This is a genomic window from Bacillus sp. TH13 (assembly GCF_016651175.1).
Lineage (GTDB): Bacteria > Bacillota > Bacilli > Bacillales > Bacillaceae_G > Bacillus_A > Bacillus_A thuringiensis_S.
The window spans coordinates 1,226,576-1,246,138 of record NZ_JAEKEJ010000025.1 but is presented as its reverse complement, the minus strand read 5'-3'; the positions used below and the strand labels follow the sequence as shown (position 1 = coordinate 1,246,138).

Genomic DNA, 19,563 nt, shown 5'->3' with positions numbered 1-19,563 from the left:
CTTATAGATAGGCCGTTGTATTAGTTCGAAATGTTGGAGGTTCTTTAAGATGACAGTTTACCATTTTGTAGGAATTAAAGGAACAGGAATGAGTTCATTAGCGCAAATTCTTCATGATATGAAGCATACTGTTCAAGGGTCTGATTATGAAAAGCGTTTCTTTACACAAACAGCGTTGGAAAAGCGTAGTATCTCGATCCTTCCTTTTGATAAGAATAATGTAGAAGAAGGACAAGTGATTATTGCAGGAAATGCATTTCCTGATACGCATGAAGAAATTGTAGCAGCAAAAGAATTAAACATCCCAGTCCATCGTTACCATCACTTCTTAGGTGACCTTATGAACCAATACACAAGTGTTGCTGTAACTGGTGCACATGGAAAAACATCAACAACTGGTTTGTTAGCCCATGTAATGCAAGGTGCACACCCGACATCTTACCTTATTGGAGATGGAACAGGGCATGGGGTAGAAAATAGTAAGTATTTTGTATTTGAAGCTTGTGAGTATCGTCGTCATTTCTTGTCTTACAATCCAGACTATGCAATTATGACGAATATTGATTTTGATCATCCAGATTATTTTGCAGACATCAATGATGTATTCAGTGCATTCCAAGAGATGGCATTGCAAGTGAAAAAAGGCATTATTGCATGTGGAGATGATGAAGAACTTCAAAAAATTCAAGCGAAAGTACCTGTTATTTTCTATGGATTTGGAGAAGATAATGATTTCCAAGCACGTAACATCCAAAAGAGAACAGATGGCACGATATTCGATGTATTCGTTCGTAATACGTACTATGACACGTTCAAAATTACAGGATACGGCAATCACAGCGTATTAAATGCGTTAGCAGTAATCGCGCTTTGTCACTATGAAAACGTTGATGTAGAAGCAGTAAAACATCAATTAACAACTTTTGAAGGCGTAAAACGTCGCTTTAATGAAAAGCCGATGGGAGAGCAAGTAATCATCGATGACTACGCACACCATCCGACAGAAATTAATGCAACGATTGAAGCTGCTCGTCAAAAACATCCAGAGCGTGAAATTGTCGCTGTATTCCAGCCACACACATTCTCACGTACAGAAAAGTTCTTAGATGAGTTCGCAGAAAGCTTAAGTAAAGCTGACCAAGTATACTTATGTGATATTTTCGGATCAGCACGCGAAAACAAAGGTGAATTAACAATCGAAGATCTGCAAAAGCGTATTGACGGTGCAGAACTAATTACAGATACAACAACGGATGTATTAAAGAAACATAAAAACGGCGTTCTAATTTTCATGGGCGCAGGTGACATCCAAAAATTCGAAGCAGCTTACGTAAAAGAAGTTCAAGTTGCAGAGAAATAATAGAAAAGACGCATAGCTGTGGCTGTGCGTCTTTTTTGTTGTGTTCAATTTTTATCCCGCTATTTGCCGGGCAGTGAGACCCCCACCTTAAAATTCAGCGAAAGCAAAGAAGTTAGGTAGGGGTCGTGCTGCCCGTAAAAGCCCGATTGGTGTGGGCTAATAATCAGTGGGGGATGAACAAAATCCCACTGATTAAAGTTTCATTTTATTTATGTATTGACCTAGAGCTAACTCTAGGTTGTAAGATGAAAATGTAAAAACAAGGGGGAGAGAACATGTATAAAAACGGCGAAGTAGCAGAATTAACAGGGATGGGCATTCACACTTTACGCTACTATGAGAAATTAGGTTTATTACCACCACCAACGCGAAATAGCGGTATTCGTCAGTATACAGAAGGTGATGTACGTTTATTAAAATTTTTATATTCATTAAAACAAACTGGGATGTCATTAGAAGAGATGGCTGAATTTGCAAGTGATGGGTGCATTATAGAGGAAATTAGGCAGAAGAAAGAGGAAGTACCAGCGAAAGTAAAAAAGAGAATTTCCATTTTAGCAACTCACTTGGAGCGATTAAAAGAACAGCAGGAACAATTGCAAAAAGTTGTTCAGCTAACGGAGGAGAAGTTAGAAATTTATTACGGTTTTCTAGAAGAAAAAGACTTGGAGGCCGGCAATGAAAAATAAAGTATATGCGCAGTTATTAGGTTTTGCAATATTTACTGGTGGGACATTTAATGCTTCGAAATATGCGGTGCAGTATTTCGAAGCAATTCATATAGCAGCATGGCGTTTTGGGATTGCTGCATTTGTGATGTTATGTTTGTTAAAAATACGAAAAGATTTTGACTTGGAAGTATGGATGCAGAATAGGACCTATTACCTTTTGCTAGGTATTGTTGGTGTATTCGGTTTTAACTTCTTTTTCTTTTCAGGAATGAAATATACAGAAGCTATTGATGGTGCACTTATTATGGCGACAAATCCTCTCGTTACGACGCTGTTAGCAAGTGTCATTTTACGAGAGAAAATAGTGAAGCGCCAAGCAATTGGAATGTTACTTGCACTAATTGGAGTTGTTTTTGTACTTACACAAGGTTCGTTTACAATACTACAACATGTATCATTTTCAAAAGGGGATTTTTATATTTTATTAGGGAATATTTGCTGGGCGTTATACGGCGTGCTAGGCAGAAGGTTTATTAAAACTGGTATTCCAATACAAACGACGATATATACGATGACTATTGGTGCACTTGCCTTTATTATCATATCTTCTACACAAAAAAGTATAGTACCAGTTTTAGAAATTCCTTTGTTTGCATGGGGAGCGATTCTCTTTATGGCAATTGGAATGAGTGTGCTTGGTTACTTATGGTGGAATAATGGAATTGCTCAAATTGGGGCAGCAAGGACATCTTTATTTTTTAATCTAGTGCCTGTTGTTACAATGCTTATTTCTTTTATTGAAGGAGTCAATATAACACCTGCACAATCTGTAGGAATGATATTAGTTGTTACGGGAGTATTGTATTCTTCTGGTTTTATACAAAGAAAATCAAAAGAAAGTGTGAATATTTAACATTTTGCATCCACAAATGTTAGAATAATAAGAAAACTAAAAAGGGGACTAAAAAAATGTTCACACTCCGAGTAGACGACGAAATTGAACTACAATTATTAGAAAAACATCATAAAGAGGAATTATATCAATTATTAGATCAAAACCGTAATCATTTACGAAAATGGCTCCCTTGGGTGGATGGGATGAAATCTGCTGATGCTTATGATGAGATTTTTCCGATGTGGTTAAAGAAATTTGCAGAGGGAGACGGTTTTGAAAGTGGTATACGTTACAAAGGAAAGCTCGTTGGGATGGTGGGTATTCATCCAGTAAGCTGGGGGAAGAGAGCGGCGAGTCTTGGGTATTATCTTGCAGAAGATGCTGGAGGAAAAGGCGTTATGACGCGTAGCGTGAAGGCTGTGCTTCAATATGCATTTGAGAATTTAAAATTAAATAAAATGGAAATCCGATGCGGTGTTGAAAATGTGAAAAGTCGTGCTATTCCAGAGCGTTTAGGGTTTAAGTTAGATGGTATTTTACGAGATGAAGAATGGTTATATGATCATTTCCATGATGTCGCTGTATATAGTTTATTAGCTTCAGAGTGGAAAGAAATTCGATGAACGAGAAGATTCGTATTGTTCCGTATGAAAGTATGTTTCAAGAGGAAGTAGTAGATCTTATCGTTCATATTCAGCAAAAAGAGTATAATGTTCCCATTACGAAAGAAGAACAACCGGATTTACTTCAAATAGAAACATTCTATCAAAAGGATCACGGAAACTTTTGGGTAGCACTTTATGATGGGAAAGTAGTTGGAACAGTAGCTTTATTAGATATTGAGAATCATCAAGTCGCGCTAAGAAAAATGTTCGTACAAAAAGAGTTTCGTGGAAAAGAATGGGGCGCGTCACATATGTTGCTTCAAACAGCAATTTCATGGGCTGAGGATAAAAAGTTGAAAGATATTTATTTAGGAACAACAGTAAAATTTTTAGCGGCACATCGCTTTTATGAAAAGAATGGTTTTCAAAGTGTGAGTATAGATGAGTTGCCGAAAAACTTTCCAGTGTTACAGGTAGATAAGAAATTTTATAGTTACATTGTGAAAAAGGTCATCTAGAAATGGCCTTTTTCTATGAAGCAAAATGGAAATAGTGGTATAATTTGGATTAGGGGGTGTAGGTATGAACTTTCCAATTCAAAGAAGTAAGTCAGTAGTCATTTTCGTTTGTCTTACGTTAGCTTTTATGTGTATATATCCAATTGTCATGCTTTTCACTAATAAAGCGCATTGGATGTCAGCGTTGATTGGGATGGGTTTATGCTTCATTGTAAATGTACCACTTGTTTGGGAAGTATTTATTAAAAAACATAAAATAGAAAATGGCGTATTAAAGTACGGTATTCTAAATGATGATGTTGTATTAAAAGATATAAGAGTTGTTCGTCAAGTTGGAAAGTATCTTGAAATTACGACGAATGCATATAAAGTACATATGGTTGCGATGCCGCAAGATATGGGTGAATTCTTGGCGCTTATCGAGAAAGAAAATCCACATGTGAAAATGGAAATGGTAGGGAAGAAATAAAAAAACGCTCGGATATAATTCCGAGCGTTTTTCATTATTTTAAGTTCTCTGGATTTAAAGCTTCTAGTTCAGGTACAACGAAGCGTCCGTCTTTACGGATTAGTACGTCGTCGAAGTAAATTTCGCCGCCGCCGTATTCAGGGCGTTGGATGCATACTAAGTCCCAATGGATGTTCGAGTTGTTACCGTTCCATGCATCGTCGTAAGCTTGTCCAGGAGTGAAGTGGAAGCTGCCATCGATTTTTTCATCGAATAGGATGTCTCCCATTGGATGTAAGATGTATGGGTTTACGCCGATTGCGAACTCACCAACGTAGTGTGCGCCTTCGTCTGTATCGAAGATTTTGTTAATGCGTTCTGAATCGTTTGCAGTTGCTTCAACGATTTGACCGTTCTCGAACTTAAGTTGTACATTTTCAAATGTATAACCGTTGTAAGGAGATGGTGTGTTGTAAGAAACTGTACCGTTAACAGAATCACGAACTGGTGCAGAGTATACTTCACCGTCTGGAATGTTTAAATGACCTGAGCATTTAATTGCTGGAATGTCTTTAATAGAGAATGTTAAGTCAGTTCCAGGACCAGTTAAACGAACTTTATCTGTTTTATTCATTAATGTAACAAGGCTATCCATCGCCTTATCCATTTTACCGTAGTCTAAGTTACATACTTCGAAGTAGAAGTCTTCGAAAGCTTCTGTACTCATTTTAGCAAGCTGTGCCATAGAAGCATTTGGGTAGCGAAGAACAACCCAACGTGTTTTTGGAACGCGAATGTCTCTATGAACTTTTTTACCAACTGTTTGGCCATGAACTTTCATGCGCTCACTTGGAACGTCAGCTTGTTCATTAATATTATCGCCAGAGCGAAGACCGATATAAGCGTCCATGTCTTTCATTACGCTTGCTTCATATGCAGCGATTTGTTCGAAATGTTCTTCAGTAGCACCCATTAATAAAGAGCGATCTACTTGATGATCTTTTAAAGAGACGAATGGAAAACCACCAGCTGCATATGCTTCTTTTACAAGTGCAGTTACAAGTTCTTTTTGTAAGCCAAAGTTTTCAATTAATACTTTTTCACCTTTTTGTAAGCGGATAGAGTAGTTAATTAAATTGTATGCTAACTTTTCAATACGTGGATCTTTCATATGTAAAGCCTCCCTACTAATTATGTATCCTCTCCTATTGTAACCTACTTAGTGGAATTTGTTGAATGATTTATGTTACAGTTAACGAATAAGTATGAAAATTCTAATGATGAGATAGGGATTAGAATGAAACGGAAAATGATTGTATAATAGGAGAAAGTATGAAAAAGATAAAGGAAGTGATGAAATGCAAGTTCTTTTATATGTAAGTGCGGCTATTATCGCGGTTGCTTTCGCAGTATTAGTTGTGTATGTATGCAGAACGTTGTTATCGGTTCAGAAGACGTTAGAAAACGTTGCAAGCACGTTAGAAGGTTTAGAAAAACAAATGCAAGGAATTAGCGTAGAGACAGAGCAATTATTACATAAAACGAATGCGTTAGCTGATGATATTCAACAGAAGTCACAGTCATTAAATAAAGTGGTAGCGGGTGTAGATGGGATTGGAACGACAATCCAATCTTTAAATACGAAGCTTCGTAATGTATCAGACTCTGTAACGGACGAAATTGAAAATAACGCTGATAAAGTAGCGCAAGTTGTACAGTGGAGCAGTGCGGCGATTGAAGTATACAATCATTACCGTGCGTCGAGACAAGAGAAGAAGGTTGAAAAAGAAGAGCGTAAATTAGAAAGAATTGAGAAAAGCGCTGAAAAGAAAGAGAAGCGCTCTAGATTTCGTATGAGAGGTGAATCGTGATGAATATGACAAAGCTTGAAACAATTGAAGAGCTTGAAGTCTTAGTAGAAAAGAATGAGCCGTATGTTCTTTTTAAACATAGTACGACATGCCCGATTAGTCACGGTGCATACACAGAATTTCAAGCGTATTGCAGTGAAGAAAGAGAAGTGCCAGCGTATTACTTATACGTACAAGATGCGAGAGATGTGTCAAATCGTGTTGCAGAACAATACAGTATTAGACATGAATCACCGCAAGTGTTATACATAAAAGATGGGATGGTAGTATGGAATACATCTCATTGGAATATTAAAAAAGATGCTTTAGAAGAGAATATAAAGTAAAAAGAAGCAAGCTAAAGGTGCTTGCTTCTTTTTTTGTTTTTGTTGAAATATATTTAGTGGTACACTATTAATAGTTCAAACTAAATAACTAGATTGTTGAAAGTAGGTTTTAAGTAATGAAGAAAATGGCATTATCCTTCGCAGTCGTAAGTTTATTACTGGGAGCTTGTAGTAACAATAGTAATACGATTAGTAAGAAGGATGAAGTTATACAAAAAGATACAAAAGAAAAAAGTATGATTCCGAGAACTGCTGTTTCTAAAGATTATTATAGAACTGTTATTCCTTTAAAAGAACAAAAGGTTATTAATACAGCTAATATAAAAACAAATTCTAAATTGGATTTAGCAGAGTATGAAAATGGTTTAATAAATATTGCAACGCAGCAATTTGATACAGAGAGTCACGTACTGCAATTAAATCAGTATATTCCAGAGAAACTAGTTGATGAACTAGTTGCGAAAGTAGAAGCGCCAGTTTTGACGAATATTATAGAACAAGACTATTTCGGAAAACAGAATTCAAATGAATTAAGTTTATCTGGTGTTATGATTGGCTTAGCTATGTCTTCAAGTGTATCGAATGAAGAAGCTATGTCTAAAGGGTCTGAAGTTGCTAAACAACTTATTGAAGCTATTAACAAAAATGATAAATATAACAAATCTCCAATTACGTTTGCTATCTTTAAGCAAGAAAGTACAAGTTCTTTAAAAAATGGTACGTATATTGCTAGTGCTACTGTTCAAAAGAATGATACGAACCTTGGAAATTGGAGTACAATTGATGAAAAGTCGTATTCATATCCTTCTGATGAATTTACACAAGCACATGGAGAAGATAATACAAAAATAAATAACTTTGCTAAGGAAATAAAAGGTTTTTCTAATGGAGATTTTATTCCAGTCAACGCAAAAGTTTCTTATAAGAAAGATCAAATGGATACATTAAATATGAATATTGTTATTAAATATAACGGTAAAACAGAATTAATGGCTCTTACCCAATTGGCTGCTCAAGGTATGTTAGACAAATTGCCTAAAGATGCGAAAGTACAATTACAGATCAAGTCCGAGAGTAAAATTGAGGCCGTTATTATAAAAGAGAAAAACAGTGATAAACCGTTTGTTTCCTTCTTGTAAAAAAGACAGTATGTAAACTGTCTTTTTTTATTTTAAATGAAAATATAAAATGTTTTTTGATGGTAATTCATTGCTGTATATCGTGTGACAATCGTATATGTATCAACTATAATAAGTTATCTTAAAAAAGTAATATATAGGAATTTGAAAGAGGTGGCTTTCTTATGGCATCACAACAATTAGGTCGTTTACGTTCTGAAATTGATCAACTTAATTTACAAATATTAGAGTTACTAAACGAAAGAGGTCGTCTCGTACAAGAAGTTGGTAATTTAAAAGAAGTATAAGGTGTGAAACGTTTTGATCCTGTACGTGAAAGAAATATGCTGGATTTAATTGCAGAGAATAATAATGGTCCATTTGAAACTTCGACTTTACAACATATTTTCAAACAAATTTTTCAAGTTGGTTTAGAGTTACAAGAAGAGGATCATCGTAAAGCAATACTTGTTTCTCGTAAGAAAAAAACAGAAGATACGATTGTTGAAATTAATAGTGAAAAAATTGGTGACGGAAATCAGCATTTTATTATGGGACCGTGTGCAGTGGAAAGTTATGAACAAGTACGTCAAGTTGCTGAAGCAATGAAAGAGCAACGCGTAATACGCTTGATATTTCCGCTGTACCGATTTTAAAGAAAGAGGCACATTTACACCTGTCGTTGTTGATGTAACGCATTCTACAGGGAGACGTGACCTTCTCTTACCAACTGCAAAAGCAGCGATGGCAATTGGTGCAGACGCAATTATGGCTGAAGTAGATTCAGATCCGGCTGTAGCTTTATCAGATGCGGCGCAGCAAATGAATATACCGCAGTTCAATGATTTTATGAATGAATTAAAATCATTTGGAAGTAAATTATAAGAACTTTTAATGAGCTGTTCCAAAAAGGCATTTTGGGACAGCCTTCTCTTATTGTATAGCGACTGTCATTGTCGATTTTTGTTGGGAAGTTGGTATATTAAAAAAATCGCTGATATAATTAGAGTTGTGGTCGATATATTTGGAAAATCGCCGATATATTTCGAGTTACGGTTCATATATTCGAAAAGTCGCCGATATAAATTTCATTTACTATCGTACTGCTTAAAATAAGATTTCTACTTAGGAAATATCTATTTTTTTACAAAAAATGCCCTTTTTTCATAAAAAATACGAAAATACGAGAAAAGAAGCGAATTTTTTCGAAACTTTTGCGGGAAAATATTGTATGAGCCTGCGTTTATATCGTATCATTAGTAAAAGGAAGAACTCGGGACGATTGGTGGCATCTGCAAATAGAGTTGATGTCTTTTTTTCATTCAAGTAACCGATACATAAAAATAGATAACAAAAATAGAAGGAGTGTGCGATGAGATGAACGTAACAATCTATGATGTAGCGCGCGAAGCGAACGTTTCAATGGCTACCGTATCACGCGTTGTGAACGGTAACCCAAATGTAAAGCCTACAACAAGAAAGAAAGTATTAGAAGCAATTGATCGTTTAGGATACCGCCCAAATGCGGTAGCACGTGGACTAGCAAGTAAGAAGACAACTACAGTAGGTGTTATTATTCCTGATATCTCAAATACGTTTTATGCAGAACTTGCACGTGGAATTGAAGATATCGCAACAATGTACAAATATAACATCATTTTAAGTAACTCTGATCAAAACAAAGAGAAAGAGTTCCATCTATTAAATACGATGCTTGGAAAACAAGTGGACGGAATTGTTTTCATGGGTGAAGATATTACAGACCTTCACATTGAAGAATTTAAAAAATCTCCAGTACCAATTGTATTAGCAGCGTCATTTGATGAGCAAAATGAAACGCCATCAGTAAATATTGATTATACACAAGCAGCTTACGATGCAATGAAGCACTTTATCGAGCAAGGACATAAACGTATCGGTTTCGTCTCTGGTCCATTCATTGATAAAGCGGGAAGCGCGAAGAAGTTACAAGGTTATAAAAAAGCTTTAGAAGAAGAAGGTATTTCATATGATGAAAATCTTGTAATCGATGGAGATTACACATATGACTCAGGTATCGAAGCATTCGAAAAGCTTTGGAGCAATGATGAAAAGCCAACAGCAATCTTCGTGTCTTCTGATGAAATGGCACTAGGTGTAATCCATGCAGCACAAGACGCTGGATTAAACGTACCAACTGATGTAGAAGTACTTGGTTTCGATAATACACGCCTTGCATTAATGGTTCGTCCGCAGCTTTCAACAGTTGTACAACCAATGTATGATATCGGTGCAGTAGCAATGCGTCTATTAACAAAGTATATGAACAAAGAAAAAGTGGAAGATCACACTGTTATCTTACCTCACCGTATCCAATTTAGAGATTCAACGAAGTAAGTATAAAAAAGCTCACAGCGATTGCTGTGAGCTTTTATTTGTATTCAGGATAATATTTTTCAATTACTGTATCTACAGTTTCATTTTTCTTAACGTGTAAAAATCTTGCGTACAATTCTTTTCCAGTTTCAAATGGCGTATCGTCTAATTCAAACACATGTAACACTTTTCGGAACGTCCATGTGATTTGCTCATCATACATATTATCGTATGTGTGCTCCGATTGTATAGCTATCTTTTCACCTAGTTCATGAGCTTCTTCTAAACTGTTTGCTTTAACAAGAATAATACTTTCTTCAAAAAGTATATCGTGATTCTCTTCATAATGCTCATCCATTTTCGTAGGATGAGGCTCACCAGAATGAACAGACTCAAACAATAATTTTACAGCGTACATATTATGCTGCATGTTTCACTTTATAAATAATACTTGCGATAAGCGAAGCAGGTATTGTAAATACGTTACTTTGATAATGGTAATGTACTTGGGATTCTTCATAAGACATGTTGTCATATAGTTCGTTTTGTGAGACACTCATTTTTTTCTGTTTTTCTTTGAGCATTTTAATGTAGTTGTATTGTATTGGGACGAGAATGATGAAATAAGCTAATACGATTAGTGAAATCCAAATCATTATGAACACTCCCTTACAAAGAATATTTATATATGGTAATTATATCAATTTATATGAAAAATATCCATTTTTTTATATAAATTGATTCTTTTTTAAATGAAAAAAATTCTTCTTGGTTTCGTAAATCATGTTCAAGGCATGTTTATGCATTGCGTTTAAAACTTTGTATTAACTGTTCTAATCTAGAAGGATCATATTGTTTCACGTTGTTGGCAATAATACTTGCATCTTTGTCTAAGTCAACTGTAATATAATCGAATCGCTCTACTTGTTTAAAAACTTTATAATATTATATTAGAATTTATTTATTAAAAGACTTCTCTATAGATTTTATTATTCCGTGTTATATGTCACATAAGTGCAAATTTAACTATTATAGGGCAATGTCATGTATAATAGAAAGAAAAGGCTTGTGAGGGGGGAAAAGAGATGATCGTTCTTTGGATAATTACGCTTTGTATGACTGCTATTTTTGCATATATGACGTTAAAACAAAATGGTTTAAAGCGATTTGTTCCAGGAAGTATTCTTGCAGGAATTGCCCTTATCACGTATGTAATTTCTATTTTTATTGAAAGTGTATCAGTAGATATGAGCACAAGTTTAATGTTTATTGGTATTACACTATTTGCAGGTAGCATTATGGTACTTATGGTTGCTGGTATTATTTTATTTATTCATATGAATTCGGAAACGTTATAGCATATAGAAAAGGCATGTCCCGAGGGACATGCCTTTTTATCCGTTCAATTATGCTCTATCTTTAGAAGAATTTTGTTGTTTTAATAAGTCGCGAATTTCGCCAAGAAGAACTTCTTCTTTTGTTGGTTCTGGAATTTCTTCCTCTTTTTCGTCTTCTTTTTTAGATGTTAGTTTGTTGAAAACTTTAACAAACATAAAGATAGAAGCTGCGATAATTAAGAAATCAAAAATTGTTTGGATGAAGTTACCATACATAACAGCTGATTTACCGTATCCAAAGTGCAAATCTGTAAAGTTAACGCCACCTAATACCATACCAAGTAATGGTGTAATAATGTCTTTTACTAAAGAACTAACGATTTTACCGAATGCAGCACCGATTACAACCCCGACAGCTAAATCAACGACATTCCCTTTGAAAGCGAACTTTTTAAACTCGTTCCACATGTGTCAATCCCATCCTTTCCACGATTCATTATGAAATTTATAATTCCTATCAACATATTCTATAGAAATTTACGAGAGAAATAAAGGGGAAATGGGAATGAAAGTAAATTCTGAAAAATGTATCCGTTTTAATTTTTGTTTACATCATCTAGTAAAGATTGTAGCATTTGCTGCGTTTTTAATCCTTCTAATCCATCTACAACAGGCTTTGTATCTCCGTGTACACATTCAATAAAATGATGAACAGCATCTTCAAAACCACGTTGTTTTAACGTCGTATCCCATGATGGAGAACCGCTTTGTGAAACTGAGTTTTCCTGTTCAATTTCAAATGTATTCATATTTTTTACGCGAATGATTTTCCCTGGCGTTACAAGTTCAATTTGTTCTAAATTTGTACCGGCATGGCGATGCATTGCAGTAGAAAGTAACAGTCCACTTGGAGTTGTATATGTATGATGTCCGTAAAGAAGTTCATTCTTTTCATTGATTTGCATCATATTGTGAACGACGTTAAGGTCATCATTAGCGAACCAGCGAGCAGTATCTACAATGTGTAAATAATCATCTAACATAGTGAAGTCGTACGTATATGGCCCGACTTTATTTGTGCGATGCTTTTCAATTCGAATCCATGAAATATCATGAGCCTGTTCTTTGGCAGCGACATACATAGGAACGAATCTGCGATTAAATCCGACCATTAACTTTCGGTTATACTTCTCGCTCAACTCGACTAGTTGCTCAGCTTGTTCCACAGTAGCTGCTAACGGCTTATCAACATAAACGTCGATTCCTTTTTTCAAAAGCTCAGAAACGATTTCATAATGCGATGCAGTTGAACTATGAACGAAGATTGCATCACATTCCGAAGCTAACGTTTCAATAGAATGAAAGTCTTGAATTCGGTATTGCTGGCAAACTTGTTTTCTTTTCTCTGCGTTAGGTGTAAACGCCCCGACAAAGTTCCAATCTGTTTCTTTTGTAAGTGTTGGAAGATAGGCCTTTTGCGCAATGCTACCAAGTCCAATCATCCCAATTTTAGGTTTATTCATATGTATTCCCACCCTATTAATATTGATGTAACGGCTTAAATGTAGCATAGGATGGGGGAGGAAGGCAAAGATAAGCTTTTTACTTATTCCCTTCTAACAAAATCTTCTCTATCTCTGCAAAATTATGAGCGCGAGCATGCTCTAACGGGGTAACACCATCATTATCTGGAATATTTACATCTGCACCGTGCTCAATAAGAAGGCGAATGACTTGTTGCTGTGTTTCGTTTCCGTTACTTAGTACGATGGCTTCCATTAAAGCTGTCCATCCTAGGTTATTTACATGATTTACATCAATATTTGTTCGAGTGAGGATTTCTTTTATAACGTCAATATAGCCATGTTCTGAGGCTGGGATAAGAGCTGTTCCGCCGTAACGATTTGTAATCGTAGGATCTGCACCAGCATCAATTGTTAGCTTTAAAATGTCTAAGTAACCTTCCGCACCGGCGTATAGAAAGGGATTGTTTTTCATGTCATCTTGGATATTTACGTCAGCACCAGCTTCGATAAGTGCCTTTGCAGTTTTTATATCATTTTTGTATGTAGCAATCATAAGAGAGGTACGTCCTTGATTATCCGTCGCATTTATATTTGCACCTTGTTTTAGTAAAGATATAACAGTATTCGTTTCATTTTTTTCAGTAGCTGCTAGTAGTGCAGTCTCCATGTTTGTCATCTCCTTTTTTACTTCTTGTTCTTGCGAGCATCCGTGTAAAAAAATTACGCAACATATCATACTGAATGTTTTTTTGAACATGGAATTTCAACCTCCTAATCTCAACTGTAAAATAGGAACATTAAATTTTTATAAACTGACGCTAAAATTACTATAAAATCGCTTGAGTATTTGAACATATATTTTTATGCTTATGAATATGAAGGATGGGTAAAGTGAAACTTTAATCAGTGGGGGCATCCCCACTGATTATTAGCTCACACCAATCGGGCATTAACGGGCAGTTTTACTACCTGTTAATGCGGAATAAAGTGAGGATGTAAATTATGTCTATTAAAACAAGGTTTTTATTTTCTTATATTGCTGTCATTCTTGTTTCTATTACGCTCATATTAGTCGCGGGATTTTTAATTGTTTTTTCAATAACAGGTGATTTGGAAGCAGTGAAAAATTTCTATAAAAGTTCTTACATTCAAAAGCCGCTTACACCAGAAGAAGAAAATGCCTATCTTGAATTAAAATTAGCGGCAAAGCAACATCAATCTCAATTATTAGATGAATCGTTCGTTTCATCAATTGAAAAAGAAGGTGTGAAAATAATTGTAAGAAAGGGAGAAAACATTTCTTATGCTAATAAGGGATTTGAAAGTTCGACTTTAACAGAAGCCCTTCCGAAATTTGAAGCGGCAAATATTAATAGTCGTGGTACAACCGAACTAGGCGATACATTTTATCGATATGTAAAATTTGATTTTTATTTTCCCGAGAAAGAAGAAGGGAGTATATTTGTACTAAAAAAGCAAAGTTCATTTGTAGATCTTACACAAAAGTTATTTCCAATCTTATTCGTATCGCTTTTACTACTAGCCATTTTACTCATTGGATTATTAAGTTACCTCGTTTCAAGAAGTGTAATAAAACCAATTTTTGTATTGAAAGGCGCAACGGAGAAAATTAAAGAAGGAAATTTAGATTTTCAAATACCAATTACATCACACGACGAAATAGGGCAATTAAATCAAGGGTTTGAGGAAATGAGGAAGAGATTAAAAGAATCGATAGAGATGCAAACACAGTATGAAGAAAATCGAAAAGAGCTTATTTCAAACATCTCTCATGACTTAAAAACACCGATTACATCAATTATAGGATATGTAGAAGGAATAAAGGACGGGGTAGCAAATACGCCAGAAAAAATGGATAAGTATTTAACAACTATCCATACGAAGGCAAAACATATGGACACACTCATTGATGAACTATTTTTATTTTCGAAGCTCGATTTGAATCGAGTTCCATTCCAGTTTGAAACAGTTGAATTAAATACGTTTATGCAAGAATTAATAGAAGAGATGCAAATGGATTTAAGTAAAGAAGGTATAGAAGTTAACTTACAATTACATGCATCAACACTATATGTAACGGCCGATTGTGAAAAGATAAATAGAGTGATATCAAATTTAATTCATAATAGTGTGAAATACATGGATAAAGAAGAGAAGAAAATTACTGTAACAGTATCGAGTGATAATAATAAAATTATTGTGAAAGTGATGGACAACGGATCAGGTATAGAAGCTGATACATTGCCGTATATCTTTGAACGTTTTTATCGTGCAGAGCAATCGCGGAATTCTAGCACAGGTGGAAGTGGACTTGGTTTAGCAATAGCGAAGCAAATTGTTGAAGAACATGGCGGGGAAATTTGGGCGGAAAGCGAGCTTGGTAAAGGCACAAGCATTTTCTTCTCATTGGAAAAAGTAGAGGAATGTGGTGAGTAAATTGAAAAGAATTTTATTAATAGAAGATGAAGTAAGTATTGCAGAATTACAGCGAGATTATTTAGAAATTAATGATTCCCAAGTTGATGTAGAGCATTCAGGAGAAATAGGTTTACAAACAGCTCTGCAAGAAGACTATGATTTAATTATTTTAGATATTATGCTTCCGAAAATGAACGGATTCGAAATTTGTAAACAAATACGTGCTGTAAAAGATATTCCGATTCTACTTGTTTCAGCAAAAAAAGAAGATATAGATAAAATTCGCGGACTCGGATTAGGAGCGGATGATTATATAACGAAACCGTTTAGTCCAAGCGAATTAGTCGCAAGAGTAAAAGCGCATATTGCTCGTTATGAAAGATTATTAGGAAATGTAAATAAGCAACGTGATACGCTATACATTCACGGAATTTCTATCGATCAACGAGCGAGGAAAGTTTTTATAAACAATGAAGAAGTGGCATTTACAACGAAGGAATTTGATTTATTAACATTCTTTGTCACACATCCAAACCAAGTATTAAATAAAGAACAGTTATTTGAACGCATTTGGGGATTAGATTCCGCTGGTGATTTAGCCACTGTTGTCGTTCATGTTAGAAAGTTACGTGAAAAAATCGAAAGAGACCCTGCCCACCCGCAATATATTGAAACAGTGTGGGGAGCTGGTTATCGTTTTAATGTGTAGGGAACCTGCCGAGTTATTGGTAGGTTTTTTATATGTTATTTGAACGAAAGGAGAGAATAGGAAATTTATGTTAAAATGTAAAGAGAGATAAAACATAGGAGAGTGTGAGAGGGCGTGCTACATTTTGGGGGATACATTAAAAGATAATAAATCAAACAAGGTTTTAAAGATTGGAACTAATATGGTACTTATCTTATTAATTATTGGTGCAATACAAATGTTTTATGATGAAGATTCTACGAATGATCATTTCGGTTGGTTATTTATGATGGTCTTTTTTGCAATTAAAATAATTTCTAGTTTTATGATAAGTTTAAAAGAAGGAGATAAAAAGTCAGTATTTATTGATTTAGGTTTAGTGATTTTTTCTGTTCTTCTTTTGGTTGTTACTAGTGTGAAATATTTCTTTTGAAAAAGCTCATAGTCTTATAGAGGCTGTGAGCTTTTTGTTGGAAAATTAGCTTGCGACCTTAACATACTATTTTAGAGTTCCTTGTTGCAATGATTTATAAAATGTTTGAGTAGTAGAAGTAAACAGAGTCGTTTCTTCTAAAAAAGGATAATGGTTGCTGTTTTCGAATGGAATGAAGATAGAATTACGTATCCCATCATGTATCTCGATAGAATATTGAATTGGACACTGTACATCATATCTTCCGCATATAATAAGTGTCTTTGTTTGGATGGAAGGTAAATACTCTCTTAAATCAAATGACGGATATTCATTGGCGAAAGCGTTCATCCGGCTAGCGGACATAGTTTTTTGGATTGGTTTACAAAAATAAGAGTTGTAGTTTTCTGGTTTATGCAGTGATAATTTTGTTCTCTCAGTAGATAGTTCTTTTCGTTCTTCACTTGTAAGGTGAGGGCTTTTTAAGTTTTCGATGAGTTTTTGCATATAATGAAACTGTGGATGTGCTGGGTGATAAATGCAGAATGGTATTTCGGTATAGTTACTTGCTGCAGCTCCAACGATGACTAATGATTGTAAGGAATTTGGATATGTAATCGCATATAAAAGTCCAAGCATACCACCTGTCGAATGACCAGCGAAATGCCATGTTGGGAGTTGTAAAGCTACCCGTATTGCTTCTAAATCGTGAACCGTTTCAATCATACTTAATTCGTTTTCTGACTGGGCGGTTACAGAGCTACCAGCATCTCGTAAATTAATGAGAAATACACGCTGCGTAGCAGTGAAAACATCTGCAAAGTAATCACCAGTTTCATTAAATTGTGAATAGTGATGTGTAATACAAAGCGGTTCGCCATTTCCTTTTGTAAAGAGTTCAAATGTGCCGCGTTTTGTGGGGATCATTTGTTGTGTCCACATAATATCACGTCCTTTTTTCATAAAAGTTGGACCAGACTGTTATAAAATGAAAATATATCAGCGATTATTAGAATATATCGGCGCAACTCGGAATATATCAGCGATTATCAAAATATATCGGCGTAACTCGGAATATATCAGCGATTATTAAAATATATCGACTTGCCGACAGAAAACGACAATAATAGTAAGCTTTAAATAAAAGGAGGCTATTCAAAAACGAGCCTCCTTTTCCTTTAGTATAAAGATTTTGTCATATTATTCCGAATAATTTCAAGGGATTTCGCTACAGTTAATGCATTTTTTTCTTCAATTTCTGGTTTACGGGGGATAGGTTTATACATGTTGTCTGGATCTTCCCATGTGAGGGGAAGTTCTGTTTCTGCTTGTCCTTTCCAAGCTTCAATCCATTCTGGAGGGAGATAACCTGAGATGTTTTGGATGTTGTTCATTTCGAGCCAAATGAGTGCCCAAGCTCTTGGAACGACGCGCCAGTGATCATAGCCACCGCCGCCGACAGCGATCCAGCGACCGTCGCAATATTCATTAGCAATTTCACGAGCGAGCTTCGGTATTTCGCGGTAAATATTCATTGTCGCACAAAGATGTGTAAGTGGGTCATAATAATGTGCGTCAGCACCATTTTGCGTTAAAATAATATCCGGTTTAAAGTACGCTGCAACTTCTTTTACAACAGTTCGATATGCTTCTAAGAACGATTCATCTTCTGTAAAAGCATCGAGTGGAACGTTAAAAGAATAACTATAACCATTACCTTGTCCACGTTCGTTTACAGCGCCAGTTCCAGGGAATAAATAGCGACCAGTTTCATGCAGTGAAATGGTGCATACGTTAGGGTCATCATAAAACGACCACTGTACGCCATCACCGTGATGAGCATCTGTATCAATATATAAGACGCGTAAACCGTATTTCTTCTGAATATACTTCATTGCTATGGAGCTATCGTTATAAATACAAAAGCCAGATGCCTTGCCACGGAAGCCATGATGTAAGCCGCCTCCTAAGTTAAGCGCGTGTTTTACTTTTCCGGAAAGAACAGCATCGACAGCTGTTAACGTACCACCAACGAGCAATGCGCTTGCTTCGTGCATATTTGGGAACATCGGTGTATCTTCTGTTCCGAGTCCATATGTCATCGCAATTGATTTTTCTAACTTTCCTTCTCCAGCACGTTTTACCGCATTTATGTACTCCTCTGTATGAATGTAGGCAATCTCTTCATCTGTAGCCATCCGTGGTGAGATGATTTGAGAGGGAGAGATGAAACCGCCCTTTTGTAATAAATCATACGTAAGTGTGACGCGCAGTTGGTTAAAAGGATGATCAGGGCTAAATGAATAGCCCCGAAAGTCATCCGAATAAATAAACGCGCTACTCATGCTTGCATCCCCATGATGTTCGGCCATAATACGCGATAGCCTTCTGCTTCAAGTGCATCAATCACTTTTAGAGGATTCATCGTTTGAATGCGGAAAACAAGTACTTTATCATTCTCATCTTTTGCTGGATAGACGAGAACGCTCACGATATTTATTTGTAAATCACTAAAAATAGCAACGACTTTTCCAAGAATACCAGGTTCGTTTTTTACTTGAATTTCAATTTGTGAACTCGGTTGATGTGCCCCTGTTAATTTCACTAACGTGTGCAGTACTGTAGATTCTGAGATGATACCAACTAACTTACCAGCCTTTGTAACAGGAAGGCAGCCGATTTTATTTTCAAAAAATAAAGTAGCAATTTCCTCAACGAAATCGAGAGGGTGGCAAGTCATTACAGGATGTTTCATAATAAGTTCGAGCGGTTGCTGTAGCATATCGAGTGAAACTTGTTCATCTAGAATAGACGGACTTGCATCTCTTACATCCCGATCAGAAATAATGCCTACGACGTGATTATTTTGATCGACAATTGGAATGTGCCGAATGCCTTTCGTGCGTATCGTTCGGATTGCTGTTTCGATTGTATCGTTTGGATGCAGTGTAACTACATTTTGATTCATAATTTCTTCTACAATCATTCCAGTTG

General features: G+C 35.7%; 23 protein-coding genes and 2 pseudogenes. 15 read left to right on the top strand and 10 right to left on the bottom strand.

Going from position 1 to position 19,563, the window contains the following annotated elements; translation table 11 throughout:
- Positions 1 to 49 precede the first annotated feature (49 nt).
- The 6 genes from murC (at position 50) to JFU02_RS14695 (ending at position 4,518) form a co-directional block, all read left to right on the top strand.
- Complete coding sequence (gene murC / locus JFU02_RS14720) at positions 50 to 1,360, top strand: UDP-N-acetylmuramate--L-alanine ligase (protein WP_000219467.1); 1,311 nt, start codon at positions 50 to 52, stop codon at positions 1,358 to 1,360.
- 275 nt (positions 1,361 to 1,635) lie between these two features.
- The gene (locus JFU02_RS14715; protein WP_201071173.1) at positions 1,636 to 2,049 is read left to right on the top strand and encodes a MerR family transcriptional regulator; all 414 of its coding nucleotides are present in this window, start codon (positions 1,636 to 1,638) and stop codon (positions 2,047 to 2,049) included.
- Positions 2,039 to 2,944: a DMT family transporter gene (locus JFU02_RS14710; RefSeq protein WP_201071171.1), complete on the top strand. Its 906-nt coding sequence runs from the start codon at positions 2,039 to 2,041 to the stop codon at positions 2,942 to 2,944. Before JFU02_RS14715 ends, JFU02_RS14710 begins: the two co-directional genes overlap by 11 nt.
- Before the next feature lie 56 nt (positions 2,945 to 3,000).
- A complete protein-coding gene (locus JFU02_RS14705; RefSeq protein ID WP_061666043.1) occupies positions 3,001 to 3,549 on the top strand; it encodes a GNAT family N-acetyltransferase in 549 nt (182 codons plus the stop codon).
- Positions 3,546 to 4,049, top strand: a complete 504-nt coding sequence (locus JFU02_RS14700) for a GNAT family N-acetyltransferase (protein ID WP_201071168.1) — start codon at positions 3,546 to 3,548, stop codon at positions 4,047 to 4,049. The genes JFU02_RS14705 and JFU02_RS14700 overlap by 4 nt, the downstream gene beginning before the upstream one ends.
- A 64-nt stretch (positions 4,050 to 4,113) precedes the next feature.
- Positions 4,114 to 4,518: a PH domain-containing protein gene (locus tag JFU02_RS14695; RefSeq protein WP_001010621.1), complete on the top strand. Its 405-nt coding sequence runs from the start codon at positions 4,114 to 4,116 to the stop codon at positions 4,516 to 4,518.
- Between the two features lie 34 nt (positions 4,519 to 4,552).
- Here the strand turns inward: JFU02_RS14695 and JFU02_RS14690 are convergent, their stop codons facing one another.
- Entirely contained in the window at positions 4,553 to 5,668 is a 1,116-nt protein-coding gene (locus JFU02_RS14690) for an aminopeptidase (RefSeq protein WP_201071165.1), read from the bottom strand.
- A 187-nt stretch (positions 5,669 to 5,855) separates the two neighbouring features.
- On the opposite strand from JFU02_RS14690, the gene JFU02_RS14685 reads away from it, so the two are divergent.
- The 5 genes and pseudogenes from JFU02_RS14685 to ccpA all read left to right on the top strand — a co-directional run bounded on the left by JFU02_RS14685 (position 5,856) and on the right by ccpA (position 10,188).
- Entirely contained in the window at positions 5,856 to 6,368 is a 513-nt protein-coding gene (locus JFU02_RS14685; RefSeq protein ID WP_097825661.1) for a DUF948 domain-containing protein, read from the top strand.
- Positions 6,368 to 6,694 carry a bacillithiol system redox-active protein YtxJ gene (ytxJ, locus tag JFU02_RS14680; RefSeq protein WP_001057469.1) on the top strand — a complete coding sequence of 109 codons (327 nt, stop codon included), beginning with the start codon at positions 6,368 to 6,370 and terminating at the stop codon, positions 6,692 to 6,694. The genes JFU02_RS14685 and ytxJ overlap by 1 nt, the downstream gene beginning before the upstream one ends.
- A gap of 116 nt (positions 6,695 to 6,810) precedes the next feature.
- Entirely contained in the window at positions 6,811 to 7,833 is a 1,023-nt protein-coding gene (locus tag JFU02_RS14675) for a CamS family sex pheromone protein (RefSeq protein WP_000738028.1), read from the top strand.
- A gap of 164 nt (positions 7,834 to 7,997) precedes the next feature.
- A pseudogene (gene aroA, locus JFU02_RS32770) lies at positions 7,998 to 8,697 on the top strand (chorismate mutase).
- Positions 8,698 to 9,189: 492 nt separating this feature from the next.
- Entirely contained in the window at positions 9,190 to 10,188 is a 999-nt protein-coding gene (gene ccpA / locus JFU02_RS14665) for a catabolite control protein A (RefSeq protein ID WP_001103313.1), read from the top strand.
- A 34-nt stretch (positions 10,189 to 10,222) separates the two neighbouring features.
- On the opposite strand, the gene JFU02_RS14660 is transcribed toward ccpA, so the two are convergent.
- The 3 genes and pseudogenes from JFU02_RS14660 to JFU02_RS32765 form a co-directional block, all read right to left on the bottom strand.
- A complete protein-coding gene (locus tag JFU02_RS14660) occupies positions 10,223 to 10,585 on the bottom strand; it encodes a DUF4288 domain-containing protein (protein WP_061666072.1) in 363 nt (120 codons plus the stop codon).
- Between the two features lies 1 nt (position 10,586).
- A complete protein-coding gene (locus JFU02_RS14655; protein WP_000637901.1) occupies positions 10,587 to 10,823 on the bottom strand; it encodes a DUF3949 domain-containing protein in 237 nt (78 codons plus the stop codon).
- Between the two features lie 145 nt (positions 10,824 to 10,968).
- Positions 10,969 to 11,073: pseudogene (locus tag JFU02_RS32765) on the bottom strand (protein Dhp61); the annotation flags it as partial.
- Between the two features lie 179 nt (positions 11,074 to 11,252).
- Between JFU02_RS32765 and JFU02_RS14650 the strand changes: the two are divergent.
- Positions 11,253 to 11,525: a DUF3917 domain-containing protein gene (locus JFU02_RS14650; protein ID WP_000636589.1), complete on the top strand. Its 273-nt coding sequence runs from the start codon at positions 11,253 to 11,255 to the stop codon at positions 11,523 to 11,525.
- 48 nt (positions 11,526 to 11,573) lie between these two features.
- Here the strand turns inward: JFU02_RS14650 and mscL are convergent, their stop codons facing one another.
- From mscL to JFU02_RS14635, 3 genes are all read right to left on the bottom strand, one after another.
- Positions 11,574 to 11,972 carry a large conductance mechanosensitive channel protein MscL gene (gene mscL / locus JFU02_RS14645; RefSeq protein WP_000267016.1) on the bottom strand — a complete coding sequence of 133 codons (399 nt, stop codon included), beginning with the start codon at positions 11,970 to 11,972 and terminating at the stop codon, positions 11,574 to 11,576.
- A 128-nt stretch (positions 11,973 to 12,100) separates the two neighbouring features.
- Positions 12,101 to 13,027: a Gfo/Idh/MocA family protein gene (locus tag JFU02_RS14640; protein ID WP_001039702.1), complete on the bottom strand. Its 927-nt coding sequence runs from the start codon at positions 13,025 to 13,027 to the stop codon at positions 12,101 to 12,103.
- A 79-nt stretch (positions 13,028 to 13,106) separates the two neighbouring features.
- Positions 13,107 to 13,787 (bottom strand): ankyrin repeat domain-containing protein, encoded by a 681-nt coding sequence (locus JFU02_RS14635; RefSeq protein ID WP_061666045.1) that lies wholly within the window; start codon positions 13,785 to 13,787, stop codon positions 13,107 to 13,109.
- Between the two features lie 245 nt (positions 13,788 to 14,032).
- Here JFU02_RS14635 and JFU02_RS14630 point away from each other — a divergent pair, with 245 nt between their 5' ends.
- From JFU02_RS14630 to JFU02_RS14620, 3 genes are all read left to right on the top strand, one after another.
- Positions 14,033 to 15,487 (top strand): sensor histidine kinase, encoded by a 1,455-nt coding sequence (locus JFU02_RS14630; RefSeq protein ID WP_061666046.1) that lies wholly within the window; start codon positions 14,033 to 14,035, stop codon positions 15,485 to 15,487.
- 1 nt (position 15,488) lies between these two features.
- Entirely contained in the window at positions 15,489 to 16,178 is a 690-nt protein-coding gene (locus tag JFU02_RS14625) for a response regulator transcription factor (protein ID WP_201071162.1), read from the top strand.
- Between the two features lie 124 nt (positions 16,179 to 16,302).
- Entirely contained in the window at positions 16,303 to 16,590 is a 288-nt protein-coding gene (locus JFU02_RS14620; protein ID WP_061666047.1) for a hypothetical protein, read from the top strand.
- A gap of 66 nt (positions 16,591 to 16,656) precedes the next feature.
- Here the strand turns inward: JFU02_RS14620 and JFU02_RS14615 are convergent, their stop codons facing one another.
- The 3 genes from JFU02_RS14615 to JFU02_RS14605 form a co-directional block, all read right to left on the bottom strand.
- Complete coding sequence (locus tag JFU02_RS14615) at positions 16,657 to 17,532, bottom strand: alpha/beta fold hydrolase (RefSeq protein WP_201071159.1); 876 nt, start codon at positions 17,530 to 17,532, stop codon at positions 16,657 to 16,659.
- Positions 17,533 to 17,747: 215 nt separating this feature from the next.
- Positions 17,748 to 18,914, bottom strand: coding sequence for an acetoin utilization protein AcuC (acuC, locus tag JFU02_RS14610; protein ID WP_000092808.1), 1,167 nt, complete (start codon positions 18,912 to 18,914; stop codon positions 17,748 to 17,750).
- Positions 18,911 to 19,555: an acetoin utilization AcuB family protein gene (locus JFU02_RS14605; RefSeq protein WP_000634583.1), complete on the bottom strand. Its 645-nt coding sequence runs from the start codon at positions 19,553 to 19,555 to the stop codon at positions 18,911 to 18,913. Before JFU02_RS14605 ends, acuC begins: the two co-directional genes overlap by 4 nt.
- Between the last annotated feature and the right edge of the window lie 8 nt (positions 19,556 to 19,563).

What these genes read in the sequence shown, in the direction of transcription:
- murC (WP_000219467.1), top strand. Translation starts at nt 50, where the DNA reads ATGACAGTTTACCATTTTGTAGGAATTAAAGGAACAGGAATGAGTTCA.
- JFU02_RS14715 (WP_201071173.1), top strand. Translation starts at nt 1,636, where the DNA reads ATGTATAAAAACGGCGAAGTAGCAGAATTAACAGGGATGGGCATTCAC.
- JFU02_RS14710 (WP_201071171.1), top strand. Translation starts at nt 2,039, where the DNA reads ATGAAAAATAAAGTATATGCGCAGTTATTAGGTTTTGCAATATTTACT.
- JFU02_RS14705 (WP_061666043.1), top strand. Translation starts at nt 3,001, where the DNA reads ATGTTCACACTCCGAGTAGACGACGAAATTGAACTACAATTATTAGAA.
- JFU02_RS14700 (WP_201071168.1), top strand. Translation starts at nt 3,546, where the DNA reads ATGAACGAGAAGATTCGTATTGTTCCGTATGAAAGTATGTTTCAAGAG.
- JFU02_RS14695 (WP_001010621.1), top strand. Translation starts at nt 4,114, where the DNA reads ATGAACTTTCCAATTCAAAGAAGTAAGTCAGTAGTCATTTTCGTTTGT.
- JFU02_RS14690 (WP_201071165.1), bottom strand. Translation starts at nt 5,668, where the DNA reads ATGAAAGATCCACGTATTGAAAAGTTAGCATACAATTTAATTAACTAC.
- JFU02_RS14685 (WP_097825661.1), top strand. Translation starts at nt 5,856, where the DNA reads ATGCAAGTTCTTTTATATGTAAGTGCGGCTATTATCGCGGTTGCTTTC.
- ytxJ (WP_001057469.1), top strand. Translation starts at nt 6,368, where the DNA reads ATGAATATGACAAAGCTTGAAACAATTGAAGAGCTTGAAGTCTTAGTA.
- JFU02_RS14675 (WP_000738028.1), top strand. Translation starts at nt 6,811, where the DNA reads ATGAAGAAAATGGCATTATCCTTCGCAGTCGTAAGTTTATTACTGGGA.
- ccpA (WP_001103313.1), top strand. Translation starts at nt 9,190, where the DNA reads ATGAACGTAACAATCTATGATGTAGCGCGCGAAGCGAACGTTTCAATG.
- JFU02_RS14660 (WP_061666072.1), bottom strand. Translation starts at nt 10,585, where the DNA reads ATGTACGCTGTAAAATTATTGTTTGAGTCTGTTCATTCTGGTGAGCCT.
- JFU02_RS14655 (WP_000637901.1), bottom strand. Translation starts at nt 10,823, where the DNA reads ATGATTTGGATTTCACTAATCGTATTAGCTTATTTCATCATTCTCGTC.
- JFU02_RS14650 (WP_000636589.1), top strand. Translation starts at nt 11,253, where the DNA reads ATGATCGTTCTTTGGATAATTACGCTTTGTATGACTGCTATTTTTGCA.
- mscL (WP_000267016.1), bottom strand. Translation starts at nt 11,972, where the DNA reads ATGTGGAACGAGTTTAAAAAGTTCGCTTTCAAAGGGAATGTCGTTGAT.
- JFU02_RS14640 (WP_001039702.1), bottom strand. Translation starts at nt 13,027, where the DNA reads ATGAATAAACCTAAAATTGGGATGATTGGACTTGGTAGCATTGCGCAA.
- JFU02_RS14635 (WP_061666045.1), bottom strand. Translation starts at nt 13,787, where the DNA reads ATGTTCAAAAAAACATTCAGTATGATATGTTGCGTAATTTTTTTACAC.
- JFU02_RS14630 (WP_061666046.1), top strand. Translation starts at nt 14,033, where the DNA reads ATGTCTATTAAAACAAGGTTTTTATTTTCTTATATTGCTGTCATTCTT.
- JFU02_RS14615 (WP_201071159.1), bottom strand. Translation starts at nt 17,532, where the DNA reads ATGAAAAAAGGACGTGATATTATGTGGACACAACAAATGATCCCCACA.
- acuC (WP_000092808.1), bottom strand. Translation starts at nt 18,914, where the DNA reads ATGAGTAGCGCGTTTATTTATTCGGATGACTTTCGGGGCTATTCATTT.
- JFU02_RS14605 (WP_000634583.1), bottom strand. Translation starts at nt 19,555, where the DNA reads ATGATTGTAGAAGAAATTATGAATCAAAATGTAGTTACACTGCATCCA.